Below are 16,913 nucleotides of genomic sequence, written 5' to 3'. Positions count from 1 at the left end.
AACAGCGGTATACTAATGGTGAAGAACCAACACTTGTCGGAATCAAAAAGAGAAAGGAAGAAACAAGATGCCAAGCATGATTCATGCAGAAATTTATACGGGACATACTGTCATTCAAGACGGATTCATCCGCTTTGAAGAGACCATCCAGGAAATCGGGAAGATGTCAGATTATACACCGCGCGACGAAGTCGTCATCGATCTTAAAGGAAAACGACTGATTCCAGGAATGATTGATGTTCATATCCACGGTGGATATGATGTCGACACGATGGATGCGAACGCGGAAGCGATGCACCGGTTGAGTAAAGCGATGCTTGCGGAAGGTGTCACGTCTTTTTTTGCGACGACGATTACCCAAGACTGGGACCAAATCACGCGGGCACTAGAAGTCACACGGGACGTCATCAATTCCCGGCAGACCACGATTGAAGGGATTCATCTGGAAGGACCGTTCATTAATCCGGACTATGCCGGAGCCCAACCGTTGGAATACATCGTCGAACCGGATGCGAATCAATTTTTAATATGGCAACAGGCATCCGGAAATCAGATCAAACTGGTCACGTACGCTCCGGAACAGCCCGGTGCCCGAAACTTTGAAGCGGTGGTCCGAGAGACGGGTGCGATTCCGTCTGCCGGACATACCGATGCGACATTCGATCAAAATCATTTAGGTAATGTCACCCACGGGACGCATCTCTATAATCAAATGCGCGCCTTGCATCACAGGGAACCAGGGACGGTCGGGTATTGTCTTCTCGAACGATCGGTATACGCGGAAATCATTCCGGACGGGATTCATAGTTCAAAAGAGATGGTCGAATTCGCTTATCGGATGAAAGGGTCAGACCGTTTGACGGTCATCACCGATGCGATGCGAGCGAAGGGATTGTCGGACGGAGAATATGAACTTGGTGGACAGACGGTGCACGTCAAGGACGGAGCCGCGCGTCTTGAAAGCGGGAACTTGGCAGGCAGTGTCCTGACGATGGATCAGGCGTTACGCAATATCATCACTTTTACCGGCTGTTCACTCGAACAAGCGGTACAAATGACTTCGATCAATCAGGCAGAAGAATTTGGCTTAACACATAAAGGGCGACTCGAGCGGGGCAAGGATGCGGACTTTGTTGTATTGACGACAGACTTGGAAGTCGAACAAACCGTTCACCGCGGGAAAGTGCACCGATTTACAAACGGAAAGGGGTAACAACTAATGAAATGGATGATTGTAGAAAAAGCAGAAGAATTGGCAAATGTCTCGTACCAACTGCTCAAACAAGAGATTTTAAGACACCCGGAAGGATTGACGATTGGACTGGCGACCGGCAGTTCTCCGCTCGGTGTGTATGAAGAATGGCGCAAGGATCAAGTGGATTGCCGGCATGTGACGACCGTCAACTTGGACGAATACGTCGGACTGAGCCCGGATCATCCGCACAGTTATCATACGTTCATGCAAGAACATTTGTTTGATGCGGTCGACTTTAAAGAATCCTATGTACCGATTGGAAACACGATCAATCCGAGTCAAGAGAGTGCGCGGTACGAAGAACTGGTTCGGAAATTGGGAATCGACATTCAATTGCTCGGCATCGGTTCGAACGGTCATATCGCATTCAATGAACCCGGTACACCGTTTGATGCGACAACCCATGTGACTGAGCTGACCGAGTCGACCCGGATTGCCAACCAACGTTTTTTCGATCGGTTGGAGGATGTTCCGACTGAAGCGATCACGATGGGAATCGGAACGATCATGGAAGCGAAGAAGATTTTATTAGTCGCTTCAAGCGAGCGAAAAGCAGAGGCGATTCGCGACATGATGGAAGGTCCGGCAACGACTGCTTGCCCGGCGACGATTTTACAACGTCATGCCGATGTGATGGTTGTTCTTGACGAAGAAGCCGCAAGCTTGTTATCGGACGAAGCAAAACGTACAGGCAGAGCTGCCTATACCAACTTCATGAAATGAAACAACAACTCGTCTTTGATGAGACCGGACTGCTTTAGACCGTTCTTCTCAAGAGGCGAGTTTTGTATTGAATTTCGGTTTAGCTGTTCCATCGCAAAAGCAGTGAAGACACATGATCTTAATCGAATCGTAAATTGACATTTTAATAAAAGTCGGGATAATGGAGAATAGTGAACTTTACAGAAAATTTACATGAAAATGAGGGCTTACAGATGCAGACGAGATCAGCAAGAAAGAGGCAACCGAGTGCTGGCAAGATGTTCATCAAAGTGATTGCTGCCTTGTTATTACTTTTGACCGTCATCGGTTCCGGTTATGCGGGAGCGGTTTTCATAAAAACACAGGAAACACTGGCGAGAACACAAATCAACATTCCGGGTTCGAAAGTCAGTTCGAAATATGATGATGTCCCGTCCGAATCTTTTTTGATTTTAGGAACGGATGAGACGAAAGCCAGTAAAGAACGCAAGGAACCGGCACGATCAGATGTCATGATTGTCGGTGTCTTGAATAAAAAGACGGAGCAATTGGTACTGACCAGTATTCCGCGGGATTCACTCGTCAATATCGATTACTCCAAATATGATGTGCCGTACGGGAAAACGGGTGTCGAGCAGGATAAAATCACCCATGCGCATTATTTTGGTTCGATGGACAAATCGAGTTCATACAACGGAATCAAACTCGCCCGTGAGACAACGGAAAATCTGCTTGGTATTGAAATCAACCATGTCGTTAAAGTCAATTTTCAAGGATTCGTTCAGTTGATCGATGCGCTGGACGGAGTTGATATCGATGTGCGTTATGCGTTCAAAGAACAGGATTCAGCCCGTAAAGCCGGAACGATTACCGTTCCGAAAGGCATGCAACATTTGACTGGGGAACAAGCACTCGCTTATGTCCGGAATCGCCATGATGATCCACTCGGTGATATTGGTCGAGGGCAAAAGCAGATGCAGGTCATTCAGGCTGTTGCGAAAGAAGCCGCAAGCTTCCGTTCGCTTGGTGCGTACCGTGATATCTTAGACGCTGTCGGAGACAATGTCGAAACGAACTTAGGACCAAATGATTATCTTCGTTTAGCTGATTTTACGACGGCTTTACGTAATACGACAGAATACCAGCTCGCAGGTGAAGGATACATCGGCATCAGCGGGAAATGGGAATATCATCTGGACCCGAATCAACTTGATCGTGTCAAAGCCAATTTGACCAAGGCGATGCAAGGACAAGAAGTTTCACCCATAAAAGAAGAGACAAGCACACCGGAGGAAACGGATTCGACGACAGTCGAGCAACCCGTTCAATAACTGTTTCAGACGGATGAGCCTAAAAAAGCACACGTTTCAGATACTTTCTTGAAAAGTATCCTGAAATGTGTGCTTTTTTGCTCGAAAAAAAGAAAGTGGAATTCTCCTGACTTCAAATCAGACTCAGCGTTGCCTTTCCATTTCGACCGTGAACGTATACCGGTCGCCGCGATAAGCAGAGATGACATATTCAAACGGTTGATCGGTGGCAAGGAAAGTCAGCTGCTCGACGGACAACACCGGTGAACTGACCGACAGACCGAGATGTTGCGCTTCTTCTTTTGTCGCGAGGCGTGATTCGAAAGTCTGACTGGCACGGCCAAGGTTGAGTCCACTGGCTTCAGCAAAGGCATAGAGAGACGTGATAGCGACGTCCTGATTCAATCCCGGCAACAACTGTTCCGGGATGTAGACCGTTTCGAGCGCAAGCGGTTGTTCGTTTGCGATCCGTAACCGTTTTAATTCATAGATTTTGGCTCCTTCACGAATACCAAGTTTATTCGCGATTGTCATTTCAGCAGCAATCGTCTGGTAGGACAACAATTCACTTGCCGGTTCCAATCCAAGATGTTCCATCTCTTCAGAAAAACTGGTCAAACCAGACAGTTGCATGACGATTTTTTTATTGGCAACGAATGTACCGCGTCCTTTTTGACGAATCAGATAACCGGCGTTGACGAGGTTCGAGATGGCTTGACGGACAGTCATCCGGCTGATTTGATGGGCCTCGGCGAATTCGCGTTCTGAGGGAATCAAATCGCCCGGTTGTAATAGACCTTCTTCGATTTGTTGCTTTAAGGCAGCCTCAATTTGGTAGTAGATTGGAAGTGGTGAATTTTTATTGATGTGCTGAATCACGGCATTTCGTCCCTTCGCGGTCGATAGTCTTTCATCTAGTGTACTAGGAAATGAAGATGTCGACAAACGATTGTAAGTGATTTGTGTCATAATAGAAGCAAATTCAGTACAAAAAAGGTGGAATGAAGATGCGTTCAGAGCAAATTTATCCGGACGTCCGGACATTCGAATCAATCGTGACGGGTACGAAAGAAGAGCAGGGACACTGGGTGACGCTGCAACAAAGTTACTTTTATCCGGAGAGTGGGGGACAGCCTGCCGATCGGGGCACGCTGAACGGTATTCCCGTATTGGATGTTCAGCTTGAAGACGGACAGGTCTGGCATCGCCTCGAAAGTCCACTTCTTAAATCCGAAGTGCAAGGTGAAGTCGATGATGTCATTCGAACGGACCATGCAGCGCAACATACGGCGCAACACGTCATTTCTGCGATTCTTCAGGACGAGTTCCAAATCAAGACGATCAGCTTTCGGACCGGTACGGAAGAATCGACGCTTGATCTCGATCTTGACGCATGGGACGACGCCCTTCAAAGTCGACTGGAGGAACGGTTGCGGACGGTGATTCAAGCCAACCTCCTAATCACGGCGACAGAGTATACAGAAGAAGCGGCACTCCGGTTACCTTTACGAAAGACCCCTCAAGTAACCGGGAAAATCCGCGTCGTTCAAATCGGTGAACTCGATTACAGTGCCTGCGGAGGGACACATCTGGCCTTGACGTCGGAACTGGAACTGATTTTATTTACAGGACTGGAAAAGGTTCGAGGAAATATCCGCTTGGCATATGTAGCGAAAGACCGGGCATTTGGATTACTGACGACGGAACGACGTGTTTTAGCAGAAACGGCCCGTGCATTATCAGCTAAAAAAGATCAGGTTCATCTCGTCGTCGAGGAACTGAAACAGGAGCAGGTGCGTCTGAACCGTCAAATCGGACAGGCTGAAGATGCTCATGTCAAAGCGGTCTTAAAAGAACTTCTGGCGACGGACGAACCGGTCCTGACTGTGCGACATGATAAGGAAGACATCCGTTTCTCGGAAAAACTGCTGAAAGCCGTAGCCGAAGCAGGACGGACAGGATTCGTCTGGAACGAGACAGCTAAAAAATTATTCATGTGCAGTGCCGGTTCCATTCATCTCGGGCAATTTGCCAAAACTCATCTTAAGCAGTTTAATGGACGTGGCGGCGGAAGTGAAAACAATGCCCAGGCATTATTCCAAACGTATGAAGAGGCACAAGCTTATGTAGAAGCATTAAAGGAGGAATTACATACATGACAGTGATTCAAGTGAAAACAGCCGAACAGCAACAAGCAGTCCGAATGATCCGGGAACGGGTTTTCGTCGAGGAACAAGGGGTTCCCCGCCATTTGGAATATGATACACACGATGAAACAGCGATTCATCTGCTCGTCCTCGATGAGCAGAATCGTCCTGTCGCAACGGGGCGGACGCGTCCGTATGATGAGCAACGGATGAAGGTCGAACGCGTCGCGACACTTGCGGCGACAAGAGGAAAAGGATACGGTGGCGAACTGATGCAGGCGATGGAACGGATTGCCCGCCGTGAAGGGCGGACGATTTTGACACTCGGTGCCCAGGTCCAGGCAATCCCGTTTTATCAAGGGCTTGGTTATGCAATTGTTTCCGATGAATTTGACGATGCCGGCATCCCGCACCGGACGATGGAGAAAAAAATTTAACGCTGATTTTTTAAGAAATCCTGAAAAAAGGGTTTCTTTTTTTGAAAGTCTATGTATATATATAATTCATAGTGAATTTTTATACAGACAGATACAGTCGAATTCAAGGAGGAAATAAGAATGACAAAACAAAAATTGATTTTAGCGTATTCGGGTGGACTCGATACTTCAGTCGCCATCAAATGGTTGAGCAAGGATTATGACGTCGTCGCATTATGCATGGACGTCGGCGAAGGAAAAGATTTGTCAGTCATCAAAGAAAAAGCGTTACTTGTCGGAGCAATCGAATCGATTGTTCTTGATGTCAAAGACGAATTCGCAAATGACTTTGTTTTGCCGGCCCTTCAGTACGGTGCGCATTATGAAGGAGCCTATCCTCTGATTTCCGCCTTATCTCGTCCGTTGATTGCTGAAAAACTGGTCGAAGTGGCTCATGCCCACGGTGCCACAGCAGTCGCCCACGGCTGTACCGGAAAAGGAAACGACCAAGTCCGGTTCGAAGTTTCGGTTGCAGCACTCGATCCGTCACTCGAAGTCATCGCGCCGGTTCGTGAATGGAAATGGTCACGTGAAGAAGAGATCGCTTATGCGAAAGAAAATGATGTACCGATTCCAATCAATCTTGACAGCCCGTATTCAATCGACATGAACTTATGGGGACGCAGTAATGAATGTGGCGTTCTTGAAAATCCATGGACAGAGCCGCCGCGAGATGCCTATGCCCTGACGGTCGCACCGGAAGACGCACCGGATCAAGCGGAAGAAGTCATCATCGGTTTTGAAGCAGGTGTCCCGATTTCAATCAATGGTACAGCGTATCCGCTGGCAAAACTGATTACCGAACTGAATATTATCGCCGGTGCACATGGCGTCGGACGGATTGATCATGTCGAAAACCGTTTGGTCGGAATCAAGTCACGTGAAGTCTATGAGTGCCCGGGTGCAACGGTCTTACTGAAAGCACATGCAGCCCTTGAGACCATCACATTGACGAAAGATGTCGCACACTTTAAACCGATTCTCAGCAAACAATATGCAGAAACGATTTACAACGGATTGTTCCATGCTCCGCTGACGAAAGGGCTCAAGGCCTTCTTGACGGCAACGCAACAGGACGTGACCGGCGAAGTCCGTGTCAAACTCTATAAAGGGAATGCAACCGTTACAGGACGTCAGTCAGCCGTTTCATTGTACGACGAGAAACTCGCGACCTACACAAAAGAAGATGCCTTTGATCACGAAGCAGCGAAAGGATTCATTAAATTGCATGGTCTTGCGATTGCGACACATGCCAGTGTCCATCGTCAGGAAGGCGTGAAAAAATGACGAAACTATGGGGCGGACGTTTTACGGAAAGTGCTTCCGCTCAAGCGGAAGCCTTCGGCGCATCGATTTCATTTGATCAGAAATTAGCCGCCGTTGATTTGCAAGGGAGTCTTGCGCATGCACAGATGTTGTATGAACAAGGGATTCTTGAGAAAACCGAGTGGCAACAAATCGAAGCCGGGCTGAAACAGTTAAAAACGACACTCGATCAGCACGTCTACACGACTGTTGACGAAGATATCCACATGAATCTTGAACGGTTGCTGACGGAACAGATTGGTCCCGTTGCCGGGAAGCTGCACACGGCGCGCAGTCGAAACGATCAGGTCGCGACTGATTTGCATCTCTGGATGGAACAACATGTTCTCGAACTCCTGACCAGCATCCGTAATCTGCAATCCGTCATTACGGAACAAGCGGAGCAACATGTCGAGACGGTCATGCCGGGTTACACCCATCTGCAGCGGGCACAGCCGATTTCACTGGCACATCACTTGCTCGCTTACTTTTGGATGTTTGAACGGGATGCCGATCGGTTGACGGATAACTTAAAGCGGATCCGGATGTCGCCGCTCGGTGCAGGGGCACTGGCGGGAACGACTTTCCCGATTGACCGTTTCAAGTCAGCCGAGCTGCTTGGTTTTGAACAGGTCTATCCGAATAGTCTGGATGCGGTCTCGGACCGGGACTTCGTCATCGAGTATCTCGGTATCGCCTCAACAGTGATGATGCACTTGTCACGCTTTTGCGAAGAAATCATCATCTGGGCTTCACAGGAGTTTTCATTCATCGAATTATCCGACGCGTTTTCAACGGGATCGAGTATGATGCCACAGAAAAAAAATCCGGATTTCGCAGAACTGATTCGCGGTAAAACAGGACGTGTCTATGGTAACCTGATGGGCTTCCTGACGACGATGAAGGCTCTTCCGCTCGCTTACAATAAAGATATGCAAGAAGATAAAGAGGGTGTCTTTGATACCGCTGATACGGTGTTACAATCCGTTCAAATTTTTACAGGCATGATCGAATCCGCTACGTTTAAGACAGAAGCGCTCAAGAAGGCGACGATGCAAGACTTCTCGAATGCAACGGAACTGGCAGATTATCTGGTCACAAAAGGGATTCCGTTCCGGGAAGCGCATGAAATCGTCGGGAAAGCCGTCCTACATTGTGTGCAGAGCGGATGTTTCTTAAAAGATTTGACGCTGTCGACGTATCAGACGTTCCATCCGGTCATTGCGGAAGATGTATATCCGTTGCTCGATCCGGTTCAAGCCGTCGCACGACGGGGAAGTTACGGCGGGACCGGTTTTACAGCCGTCCGGGAACAACTCACATTAGCGAAGAAGTACCTTGAAAAATGATAAAATTCAAAAAAAGTTTGGCAAATCACTGGATTTAACAAAAAATGTTTGCTATAACTGTAACTAACAACCGACAGATAGAGGCGCGGATGACATCAGTAGCAACACTTACAAAGGCAAGCATGCCAAGTGATGTGAAAGGGGAAATCCGCCGAAGTGAACAGGAAAATGCTTTTTCCTGATTGCTGGTACAACGGTTAAGATCCGTTGTACTGCCGAAACCCACGTTTCGGAGCGCTATCTTACGTAAAAGAACGAATGACACTGTCATCGTTTGTCCGATCGTGATAACGACGGGCCGTAGGAACGCTCCTACCGGCCCGTCGTTTTTTTCTGTTTCGGGACAAAAGGAGATAGGATTGTGACAACTGTACTTAAATTTGGTGGTAGTTCGGTTGCGACTGTCGAACAGATTCAGTCAATTGCGAATTATTTGAAGAATCGGACGGATCAAGGGGAGAAATTAGTCGTCGTCGTATCAGCGATGGGGAAAATGACGGATTCATTGATTGCCCAAGCACAAGCGATTACCGACCGGCCGGAACGGCGCGAACTGGATCGTCTGCTTGCAATCGGAGAAGAACAGACGATTTCGTTACTCAGCATCGCGCTGAATTCACTCGGGACAAAAGCCTTGTCGCAAACGGGAGCCCAAGCCGGCATCAGTACGATGGGGCTGCATACGAAAAGTAAAATCAAACAAATCGACGGTGAACTGCTCCGGAAAAAACTTGAAACCTACGATGTGATCATCGTCGCCGGTTTCCAAGGGATCAATGAACTGGGGGATGTCACGACACTCGGACGCGGCGGATCAGATACGACAGCCGTTGCCTTAGCAGCCGTCCTTGATAAACGTTGTGAGATCTATACGGATGTTGACGGTGTCTATACGGCAGATCCACGGATTCATGCTGCAGCGCAGCCGATTCCGCACATTTCATACGATGAGATGATGGAAATGAGTGCTCTTGGCTCAAAAGTCATGGAGATGCGCAGTGTCGAACTCGGTAAAAAATACGGCGTCCACATCTTCGTCGGAAAAACACTAGAATCGAAAAGAGGGACTTGGATTATGGAGGCAACGGAAACGATGGAACAGAAAGCAGTAACGAGTGTCAGTGTGACGAAAAACGTCCTGACGGTATCAATCAAACACGTTCCACAGACGAATTCAGCGGTCGCGGATATCTTTGAACTGTTGTCAGGTCGCCACGTCAACATTGATATGATCAGTCAGACGACGTTTGACAGTGACATCTTCCTTTCCTTCTCTTGTCCGTTAGACGAAGAAGAGTTTTTGGAAGAGGCCTTGCAGGATATCATCAATCGTTTCCCGACCGTCAAAGTCGATCGTCATAACCAACATGCCAAATTATCGGTCGTCGGAATCGGCATGCGGGACGCAACCGGCGTCGCTTCGAAATTATTTGCGATTTTCCGGGCCGAAAACATCACGTTTTATCAGGTTACAACATCAGAGATCAGCATCTCATATACGATTGCCCAAGCTGACATCGAACGGACCGTCGCAGCAATTGCTCAAGCATTCGACCTGTAAGGAGGAAATCATATGTATCATGTCGCAGTCATTGGCGCAACCGGCGCCGTTGGTCAAAAAATGTTACAAGTCCTGGCGGAACTCGACTTTCCGGTTCGTCAGATTTCAGCGTACGCTTCAGCCCGTTCTGCCGGGAAAACCGTCCAGTTCAAAGGACAGGACGTCACGATTCAAGCATTATCGGAGCAGATTACGGAAGACGGCATCGATGTGGCGCTGTTTGCAGCAGGCGGCACCATCAGTGAGCAGTATGCACCGTTACTGGCTGCAGCAGGCACACTGGTCGTCGACAATTCAAGCGCCTTCCGGATGCAGGCCGATATCCCGCTTGTCGTACCGGAAGTGAATCCGCAAGCAATCGGACCAAATGACCGTTTGATTGCCAACCCGAACTGTTCGACGATTCAATCGGTCGTCGCCCTGGCGCCGCTTCAACAATTTGGTTTGAAACGTGTTAACTATACGACGTATCAAGCCGTGTCCGGTTCCGGTCAAAAAGGAATCGAGGATTTAGCCCGCGGCAGCCGCGGCGAAGAACCGGTCAATTATCCGCATCCGATTCACGATAACATTCTGCCGCATATCGATGTGTTCTTACCGGACGGTTACACGAAAGAAGAACAGAAAATGATTGACGAAACACGAAAAATCTTCCAGCTACCGGAGTTACCGGTCAGTGCGACATGTGTCCGGGTTCCGGTCACGAATTCGCATTCTGTCGCCATCAACGTGACATTCGAGCAGGAGACAAGCGTTGCCGCCATCCGTGCCTCATTAGCGGAAGCACCAGGCGTCATTCTCGTCGATGATGTCAGTCAAAACCTATATCCGATGCCGCTTGATGCAAGCGGAACAGATGACGTCTATGTCGGACGGATTCGTCAGGATAAAAGTCTTGCCAATACATTCCACATCTGGTGTGTCGCCGATAACATCCGTAAAGGGGCCGCTTCGAACGCTGTCCAGGTAGCGCGTCAAGCACTTGAAAGTTCAATCCATTCTTAAAAAACGGGGAGGAATCGATATGTTTAAAGGAGCAGGAACAGCACTGGCTACACCATTTACATCAACCGGTGAGCTGGATTTAGCGGTATTTGAACAACTGATCGAACAACAACTCGCAGCGAATATTCAAGCGTTAGTCGTCGGAGGGACGACCGGAGAAGGGTCAACGTTGACGAATGAAGAGTTTGAAACATTACTGGAAACGGCAGTCCGTGTGACAGCCGGACGTGTACCGGTCATTGCCGGGACCGGAACGAACAATACGGCACAGACGATTGAAAAAACACAGACGGCAGCCCGACTTGGTGCTGATGCGGCAATGCTTGTCACACCTTACTACAATAAGACATCACAAGCAGGACTCGTCGCCCACTTCACGGCGGTTGCGGATGCAGTTGATTTGCCAATCATGCTCTACAATGTTCCGTCACGGACAGGGGTCGCGATTTCCGTCGAAACAGCCGTCACACTTGCCAAACATCCGAACATCCAAGCGTTTAAAGAAGCAAGCGGTGACGTCAGTTTCATGGGCGAATTGATGACGGCCTTACCCGCTGACTTTGCGGTCTTCTGTGGCAACGATGATCAAATTCTTCCTTATATGGCATGGGGGGCACAAGGCGTGATTTCCGTCTTGTCGAATCCATACCCGGCAGAAACGCAGGCGCTTGCAGAAGCGTTACTGGCAAACGACTATGTTACGGCACGACGGATTCAAAGTGATTTGATGCCTGTCATCTCCGCGTTGTTCAGCGATGTCAATCCGATTCCCGTCAAAGCAGCGCTCGAAGAAATCGGACTGGCGGTCGGAGCACCGCGTCTGCCGCTCGTCCGTCAGTCGGAAGCGGGACATGCGCATCTGCTTGAGATGATGCGGAGTTACAAAGGAGTGGTTGGATGAAACTCGCCATTCACGGATACGGGGCAACCGGACATTTCGTCCACGAACTGGCACCGGATGCTGTCGTCGCCGTCATCGATAAAACGAAAACGGCGGATCAGGTCCCGTCTTACGGTACGCTTGCCGAAATGACGGAGTCGGTCGATGCGATCATTGATTTTTCGCATCCGAGTCTTTTGCCGGACTTGCTTGCTTATGGGATTAAAACGAAGACACCACTCGTCATTGCGACGACGGGTTTCTCGGAAGCGGAACTGCAGACGATTCGCGATGCTTCGACACAAATTCCGATTTTCCAATCGTATAACATGTCGTTTGGAATCGCGATGATGCAACAGCTGTTAAAAACACTCGTTCCGCTCGCCGGAGCATTCGACATCGAACTGCTTGAGAAACACCACAATCAAAAAGTCGATGCACCGAGCGGGACGGCGGAGCTGTTGCTCCGGACCATCCAGGATTTACGAGATGTCCAACCGGTCTACGAACGGGAGTCGACGCGTGAGAAGCGGGAGCCAAACGAAATCGGCATGCACTCGATGCGTGGGGGAACGATTTTCGGCGAACATGAAGTATTGTTTGCGGGCGTCGATGAATTGATTGAAATCAAACACACGGCGTTATCAAAAAAAGTATTCGCTTCAGGTGCCATCAAAGCGGCGGAAGCGCTCATTCAAAAATCAGCGGGACTCTATACACTGGAGACGCTTTACACACAGGAGGATTCACATGTTATTAACTGATGCTTATGAAATTGCAAAATTCATTAAAGATGCTAAAAAACAAACACCGGTTAAACTGTACGTCAATGGTGACTTGGCAGGACTGACGATTGAAGGAGCGACGGCATTCGGAACGGATCAATCAAAAATTTTCTTCGCTGATGCAGGACTTGCTTCAACTTTCTTAGAAGAATATGCAGACCGGATTACTGAAGTGCATGTCGAATATGACCGCCGCAACAGTGCCGTGCCGATGCTTGATACACGTCATTTGAATGCCCGGATCGAACCGGGTTCATGGATTCGCGATCATGTCGTCATCGGCGATAACGCGGTCATCATGATGGGCGCAATCATTAATATCGGTGCATCAATCGGAGATGGTACAATGATTGATATGAACGCTGTTGTCGGAGCACGTGGCACAATCGGCAAAAACGTTCATGTCGGCGCCGGTGCCGTGGTCGCAGGGGTTCTTGAACCACCTTCAAAAACACCGGTCATCATTGAAGATGGTGTCTTAATCGGAGCGAATGCCGTCATCCTAGAAGGTGTTCGTGTCGGAAAAGATGCGGTCGTCGCAGCAGGCAGTGTCGTCACAGAAGACGTTCCTGCAGGCAGCGTAGTGGCTGGTACGCCAGCACGTGTCATCAAACAGAAAGATGCAAAAACAGCAGAGAAGACGCAACTGGTGGATGATTTACGTTCACTCTGATTGACGTCGAAGAGGAGGAAAACACATGGCAGTGGATACACAGTATGGAGAAGCAATTTGGTTAGACGGGGTTTTTCATGATCCAAAAGAGGCAAATACGAGCGTCATGTCCCATGCGATTCATTACGGAAGCGGATTTTTTGAAGGCATCCGTGCGTATGCGACACCGGATGGTCCGGCGATTTTCCAATTGACGGAACACATTGAACGTCTGTTCCGCAGTTGCGCGTTCTATCACGTGACGATTCCTTATACAGTGGAAGAACTTGTTCAAGCGACGATTGATCTGGTCGCCAAAAACGGCTTTGAGTCTTGTTACATCCGCCCGTTTGTTTTCCTCGGTACACCGTGGCAGGCATTGATGGCAAAAGATACGACGGTACACGTCGGGATTTCTTGTTGGGAACTTGGTGAATACTTCGACAAAGGTGCCGGTATCCGGGCAAAAGTTGCTTCGTATCGCCGCGTTTCGTCGACAATGATGCCGATGCAGGCAAAAGCTGCCGCCAACTACATGAACTCGCAACTCTTAAAAGGAGAAGCACTTCGCGACGGATTTGACGAGGCGATTGCTCTTGATATGAACGGAAACGTCAGCGAAGCGAGTGTTGCCAACTTGTTCATGTTGAAAAACGGGACAATCTACACGCCTTCACTCGATTGTTCAGTATTAGACGGAATCACACGCCAAGTCATCATGCGTTTGGCACAGGATCAAGGCTATCCGGTCGTCGAGCGTCATATCGGCCGTGATGAGTTATACGTTGCAGACGAAATCTTCTTAACAGGTACGGCTGCAGAAATCACAAGTGTCGGTGAAATTGATCATATCGTCATCAACGGCGGAACACGGGCTGTCGCAGATGAGTTACTTGATCTTTACCGTCAAGCAGTTTCGGGTCAACTGCCACAATATGCATCGTGGTTGACTTACGTGACACCAGCCATCGCAGAATAATGAGTTCACGAACTATTGTTACCATCGATCGGGAAGCGGTGCGGCATAATGTCGCATCGGTTTTCGCCCGGTCCAATAAGCAGATTTTTGCCGTCGTCAAAAACAATGCTTACAACTTAGGAATGATTGAAATGGTTGCCACATTGATGGAAGCCGGTGTCCGGCATTTCGCAGTGGCAGAAGTCTACGAAGCAATTGAAATCAAAACGAATTTTCCAGACAGTTATGTCCTGGCGATGAATCCGGCATCGCACTTCAAAGAAGTCCGATTGCACGGAGTAGCGCTCGGAATTCCTTCGCTCGACTGGCTGCAACGCCATCAGGCGGATTTATCGGGAATTGAACTTCATCTAAAAATAAATGTCGGGATGAACCGTTTTGGTGTCAGTTCGCTTGAGGAAGCGCTAGCAGTTCTTGAAACCGTACAGGAACAGGAACTGATATTGACGGGTCTCTATACGCATTTCCCGCTAGCCGATGAGCCGGGAGCCGATCATGACGGTCAAGTCGAACGATTCCTCAAAATCGGGAATCCGTTACAGGAGAAACACACATTCACGTACATTCATGCCGAAAACAGCGCGACGATCGTCAAACATGATCCGCGGCTGGCCTGCTGTAATTATGTCCGGCCCGGCATCTTCCTGTTCGGTTACTCACCGATTGAAAAAATGGACTGGCTCGTGCCCTCGCTTCGGATGACGACGGAAGTCGTTGAGATTCGTCAAGTGGAAGCAGGCGAACACGTCGGCTACGGTACGTCGTATACGGCACCGACAGCGATTCGTGTCGCCGTTCTGCCGGTCGGCTACGGGGACGGGGTCGTTCGCGGACGATCTTCACTGCCCGTCATCATCAACGGGAAACGTTATCCGATCATCAGTAAGTTATTCATGAGTCATACGTTCATTGCCGTGGATTCGACGGTTGAAATCGGAGATAAAGTGGCGTTATATGGCGATGGTATTGAAATCGATGATATCACCCGGACCGGGACAGCTAATAATTCGGAGCAGATGTGTGCCCGTTCGTGGCGTTTGACACATCGTTATTTATAAGGGGGAATTCAGATGTACGGAAGCCGATATTTGACGGAACAAAACAATGCACTACAGATTGACGGGATGGAAGCAACAAAGCTCGCCGAACAATACGGGACGCCACTCTATATCATGGCAGAACGTGAATTGACGGACCGTCTGGCGACTGTACGCGATGCCTTTTTAGAAAAATATCCGAATACGTATGCCTCGTTTGCTTCTAAAGCCTTGACGATTGGTGCCGTATATCAGCAAGTCGTCAAACACGGTCTTGGAATCGATGTCGTAACGGGCGGTGAACTGTTTATTGCCCGCAAAGCCGGTGTGCCGGCGGAACGGATTTATTTCCACGGCTCGAACAAGTCGACACAGGATTTACGTTATGCCGTCGAAGAAGGTGTCGGTAAGATTGTCATCGACCATTACGGAGAAATTGCCCAACTCAATCAAATTGCCGCAGAAGCGTGTCAAACCGTTCAGGTATTGATTCGGATTGTGCCGCAAGTCATTGGTGGGGCACATACGAAAATTCAGACGGGCGGTGTCGATACGAAGTTCGGGTTCTCGACGCATGATGATTCGTATTTGGAAGCCGTCGAAGCTGTTTTAGCGGCGGAACATCTAGTGTTACTCGGTATTCATTGCCATGTTGGTTCACAAATCCAAGAAATTGAACTGTTTGAACGGACAGCCCGGACGATGATGGGATTTGTCGAAACGATTCGTGAACGGACATCCTTCATCGCAAGTGAAGTCAATCTTGGCGGCGGATTCGGGATTGCCTATACGCAAGACGATCAACCGCTTGATTTTGAACAAACGATGGAGCGGGTTATGTCGATCATCGATGAAGAGACGACACGTCTTGCGATCGATCGTCCGCGAATCGGGATTGAACCGGGGCGGTGGGTCGTCGCAAATGCCGGGACGACGCTTTATACGGTCGGTGCCATCAAGGAAGTGCAAGGTGTGAGAACGTATCTATCCGTTGACGGCGGAATGGCGGACAATATCCGTCCTGCTTTATACGGGGCGGTGTATGAAACCGTCATCGCGAATCGGATCGAAGGAGAAACACGTCATGTGACCGTTGTCGGTGCAGCGTGCGAATCAGGGGATTTAGTTGCCGAATCGGCTGATCTGGCCGAACCCGTCAGTGGAGATACATTAGCGGTCTTCGGGACAGGAGCTTACAACTATTCGATGGCAAGCAACTATAACCAATTTTTACGACCGGCTGTCGTTTTTGTTAATCAAGGTGAATCGCGCGAAGTCGTCCGTCGCCAGACGTACGACGATTTGATTCAATGTGATCTTGGTCTGAAAAATATTCCGTCGTCTTAAGAACTGAAATCATTCAAAAAGCGTCCTCGTCGTATGAACTGAACCAAAAAAGTTAGACAATAAATAATTCGTCAGGCGACCTTGAGGACCTGAGTCCGGTATTCCACCGGGCTCAGGTTTTTT

16 protein-coding genes and 1 riboswitch are annotated in these 16,913 nt (G+C 49.0%); of the genes, 15 read left to right on the top strand and 1 reads right to left on the bottom strand.

The genetic code is table 11. The annotated features are described in order from the left end of the window. Nucleotides 1-67: 67 nt before the first annotated feature. The 3 genes from nagA to KNP93_RS14955 all read left to right on the top strand — a co-directional run bounded on the left by nagA (nt 68) and on the right by KNP93_RS14955 (nt 3,288). Nucleotides 68-1,213, top strand: coding sequence for an N-acetylglucosamine-6-phosphate deacetylase (gene nagA / locus KNP93_RS14965; protein WP_131973675.1), 1,146 nt, complete (start codon nt 68-70; stop codon nt 1,211-1,213). Nucleotides 1,214-1,219: 6 nt separating this feature from the next. Continuing rightward, nucleotides 1,220-1,978: a glucosamine-6-phosphate deaminase gene (gene nagB / locus KNP93_RS14960; protein WP_131504467.1), complete on the top strand. Its 759-nt coding sequence runs from the start codon at nt 1,220-1,222 to the stop codon at nt 1,976-1,978. Nucleotides 1,979-2,190: 212 nt separating this feature from the next. Continuing rightward, entirely contained in the window at nt 2,191-3,288 is a 1,098-nt protein-coding gene (locus tag KNP93_RS14955) for an LCP family protein (protein WP_214855962.1), read from the top strand. 123 nt (nt 3,289-3,411) lie between these two features. Here KNP93_RS14955 and phnF read toward each other — a convergent pair whose 3' ends face one another. Beyond that, nucleotides 3,412-4,146, bottom strand: a complete 735-nt coding sequence (gene phnF / locus KNP93_RS14950; RefSeq protein WP_012369386.1) for a phosphonate metabolism transcriptional regulator PhnF — start codon at nt 4,144-4,146, stop codon at nt 3,412-3,414. A 128-nt stretch (nt 4,147-4,274) separates the two neighbouring features. Between phnF and KNP93_RS14945 the strand changes: the two genes are divergently transcribed. From KNP93_RS14945 to lysA, 12 genes are all read left to right on the top strand, one after another. Beyond that, on the top strand, nt 4,275-5,426 hold the full coding sequence (locus KNP93_RS14945) for an alanyl-tRNA editing protein (protein WP_214855960.1): 1,152 nt from the start codon (nt 4,275-4,277) through the stop codon (nt 5,424-5,426). Continuing rightward, nucleotides 5,423-5,851 (top strand): GNAT family N-acetyltransferase, encoded by a 429-nt coding sequence (locus KNP93_RS14940; RefSeq protein ID WP_114596935.1) that lies wholly within the window; start codon nt 5,423-5,425, stop codon nt 5,849-5,851. Before KNP93_RS14945 ends, KNP93_RS14940 begins: the two co-directional genes overlap by 4 nt. Nucleotides 5,852-5,971: 120 nt before the next feature. Then, nucleotides 5,972-7,177, top strand: a complete 1,206-nt coding sequence (locus KNP93_RS14935) for an argininosuccinate synthase (protein ID WP_214855958.1) — start codon at nt 5,972-5,974, stop codon at nt 7,175-7,177. Next, nucleotides 7,174-8,544, top strand: coding sequence for an argininosuccinate lyase (gene argH, locus KNP93_RS14930; protein WP_131504470.1), 1,371 nt, complete (start codon nt 7,174-7,176; stop codon nt 8,542-8,544). The genes KNP93_RS14935 and argH overlap by 4 nt, the downstream gene beginning before the upstream one ends. Before the next feature lie 70 nt (nt 8,545-8,614). Further along, nucleotides 8,615-8,792, top strand: a riboswitch (Lysine riboswitch). A 113-nt stretch (nt 8,793-8,905) separates the two neighbouring features. Further along, entirely contained in the window at nt 8,906-10,105 is a 1,200-nt protein-coding gene (locus KNP93_RS14925) for an aspartate kinase (protein WP_214855956.1), read from the top strand. A 12-nt stretch (nt 10,106-10,117) separates the two neighbouring features. Next, nucleotides 10,118-11,110 carry an aspartate-semialdehyde dehydrogenase gene (locus KNP93_RS14920; protein ID WP_214855955.1) on the top strand — a complete coding sequence of 331 codons (993 nt, stop codon included), beginning with the start codon at nt 10,118-10,120 and terminating at the stop codon, nt 11,108-11,110. A 19-nt stretch (nt 11,111-11,129) separates the two neighbouring features. Next, the gene (gene dapA, locus KNP93_RS14915) at nt 11,130-12,011 is read left to right on the top strand and encodes a 4-hydroxy-tetrahydrodipicolinate synthase (protein WP_131504472.1); all 882 of its coding nucleotides are present in this window, start codon (nt 11,130-11,132) and stop codon (nt 12,009-12,011) included. Then, nucleotides 12,008-12,754 (top strand): 4-hydroxy-tetrahydrodipicolinate reductase, encoded by a 747-nt coding sequence (gene dapB, locus KNP93_RS14910; RefSeq protein ID WP_214766593.1) that lies wholly within the window; start codon nt 12,008-12,010, stop codon nt 12,752-12,754. Before dapA ends, dapB begins: the two co-directional genes overlap by 4 nt. Further along, a complete protein-coding gene (dapD, locus tag KNP93_RS14905) occupies nt 12,741-13,448 on the top strand; it encodes a 2,3,4,5-tetrahydropyridine-2,6-dicarboxylate N-acetyltransferase (protein ID WP_026829273.1) in 708 nt (235 codons plus the stop codon). The genes dapB and dapD overlap by 14 nt, the downstream gene beginning before the upstream one ends. A gap of 25 nt (nt 13,449-13,473) precedes the next feature. Next, nucleotides 13,474-14,406, top strand: a complete 933-nt coding sequence (locus KNP93_RS14900) for a branched-chain amino acid transaminase (RefSeq protein ID WP_131504474.1) — start codon at nt 13,474-13,476, stop codon at nt 14,404-14,406. After that, nucleotides 14,406-15,464, top strand: coding sequence for an alanine racemase (alr, locus tag KNP93_RS14895; RefSeq protein ID WP_214855953.1), 1,059 nt, complete (start codon nt 14,406-14,408; stop codon nt 15,462-15,464). The genes KNP93_RS14900 and alr overlap by 1 nt, the downstream gene beginning before the upstream one ends. Before the next feature lie 12 nt (nt 15,465-15,476). Then, entirely contained in the window at nt 15,477-16,790 is a 1,314-nt protein-coding gene (lysA, locus tag KNP93_RS14890; protein ID WP_214855951.1) for a diaminopimelate decarboxylase, read from the top strand. The last annotated feature ends 123 nt before the right edge of the window (nt 16,791-16,913 follow it).

Source organism: Exiguobacterium sp. s166 (assembly GCF_018618855.1).
GTDB lineage: Bacteria > Bacillota > Bacilli > Exiguobacteriales > Exiguobacteriaceae > Exiguobacterium_A.
This window is presented reverse-complemented; position numbering and strand designations above follow the sequence as displayed.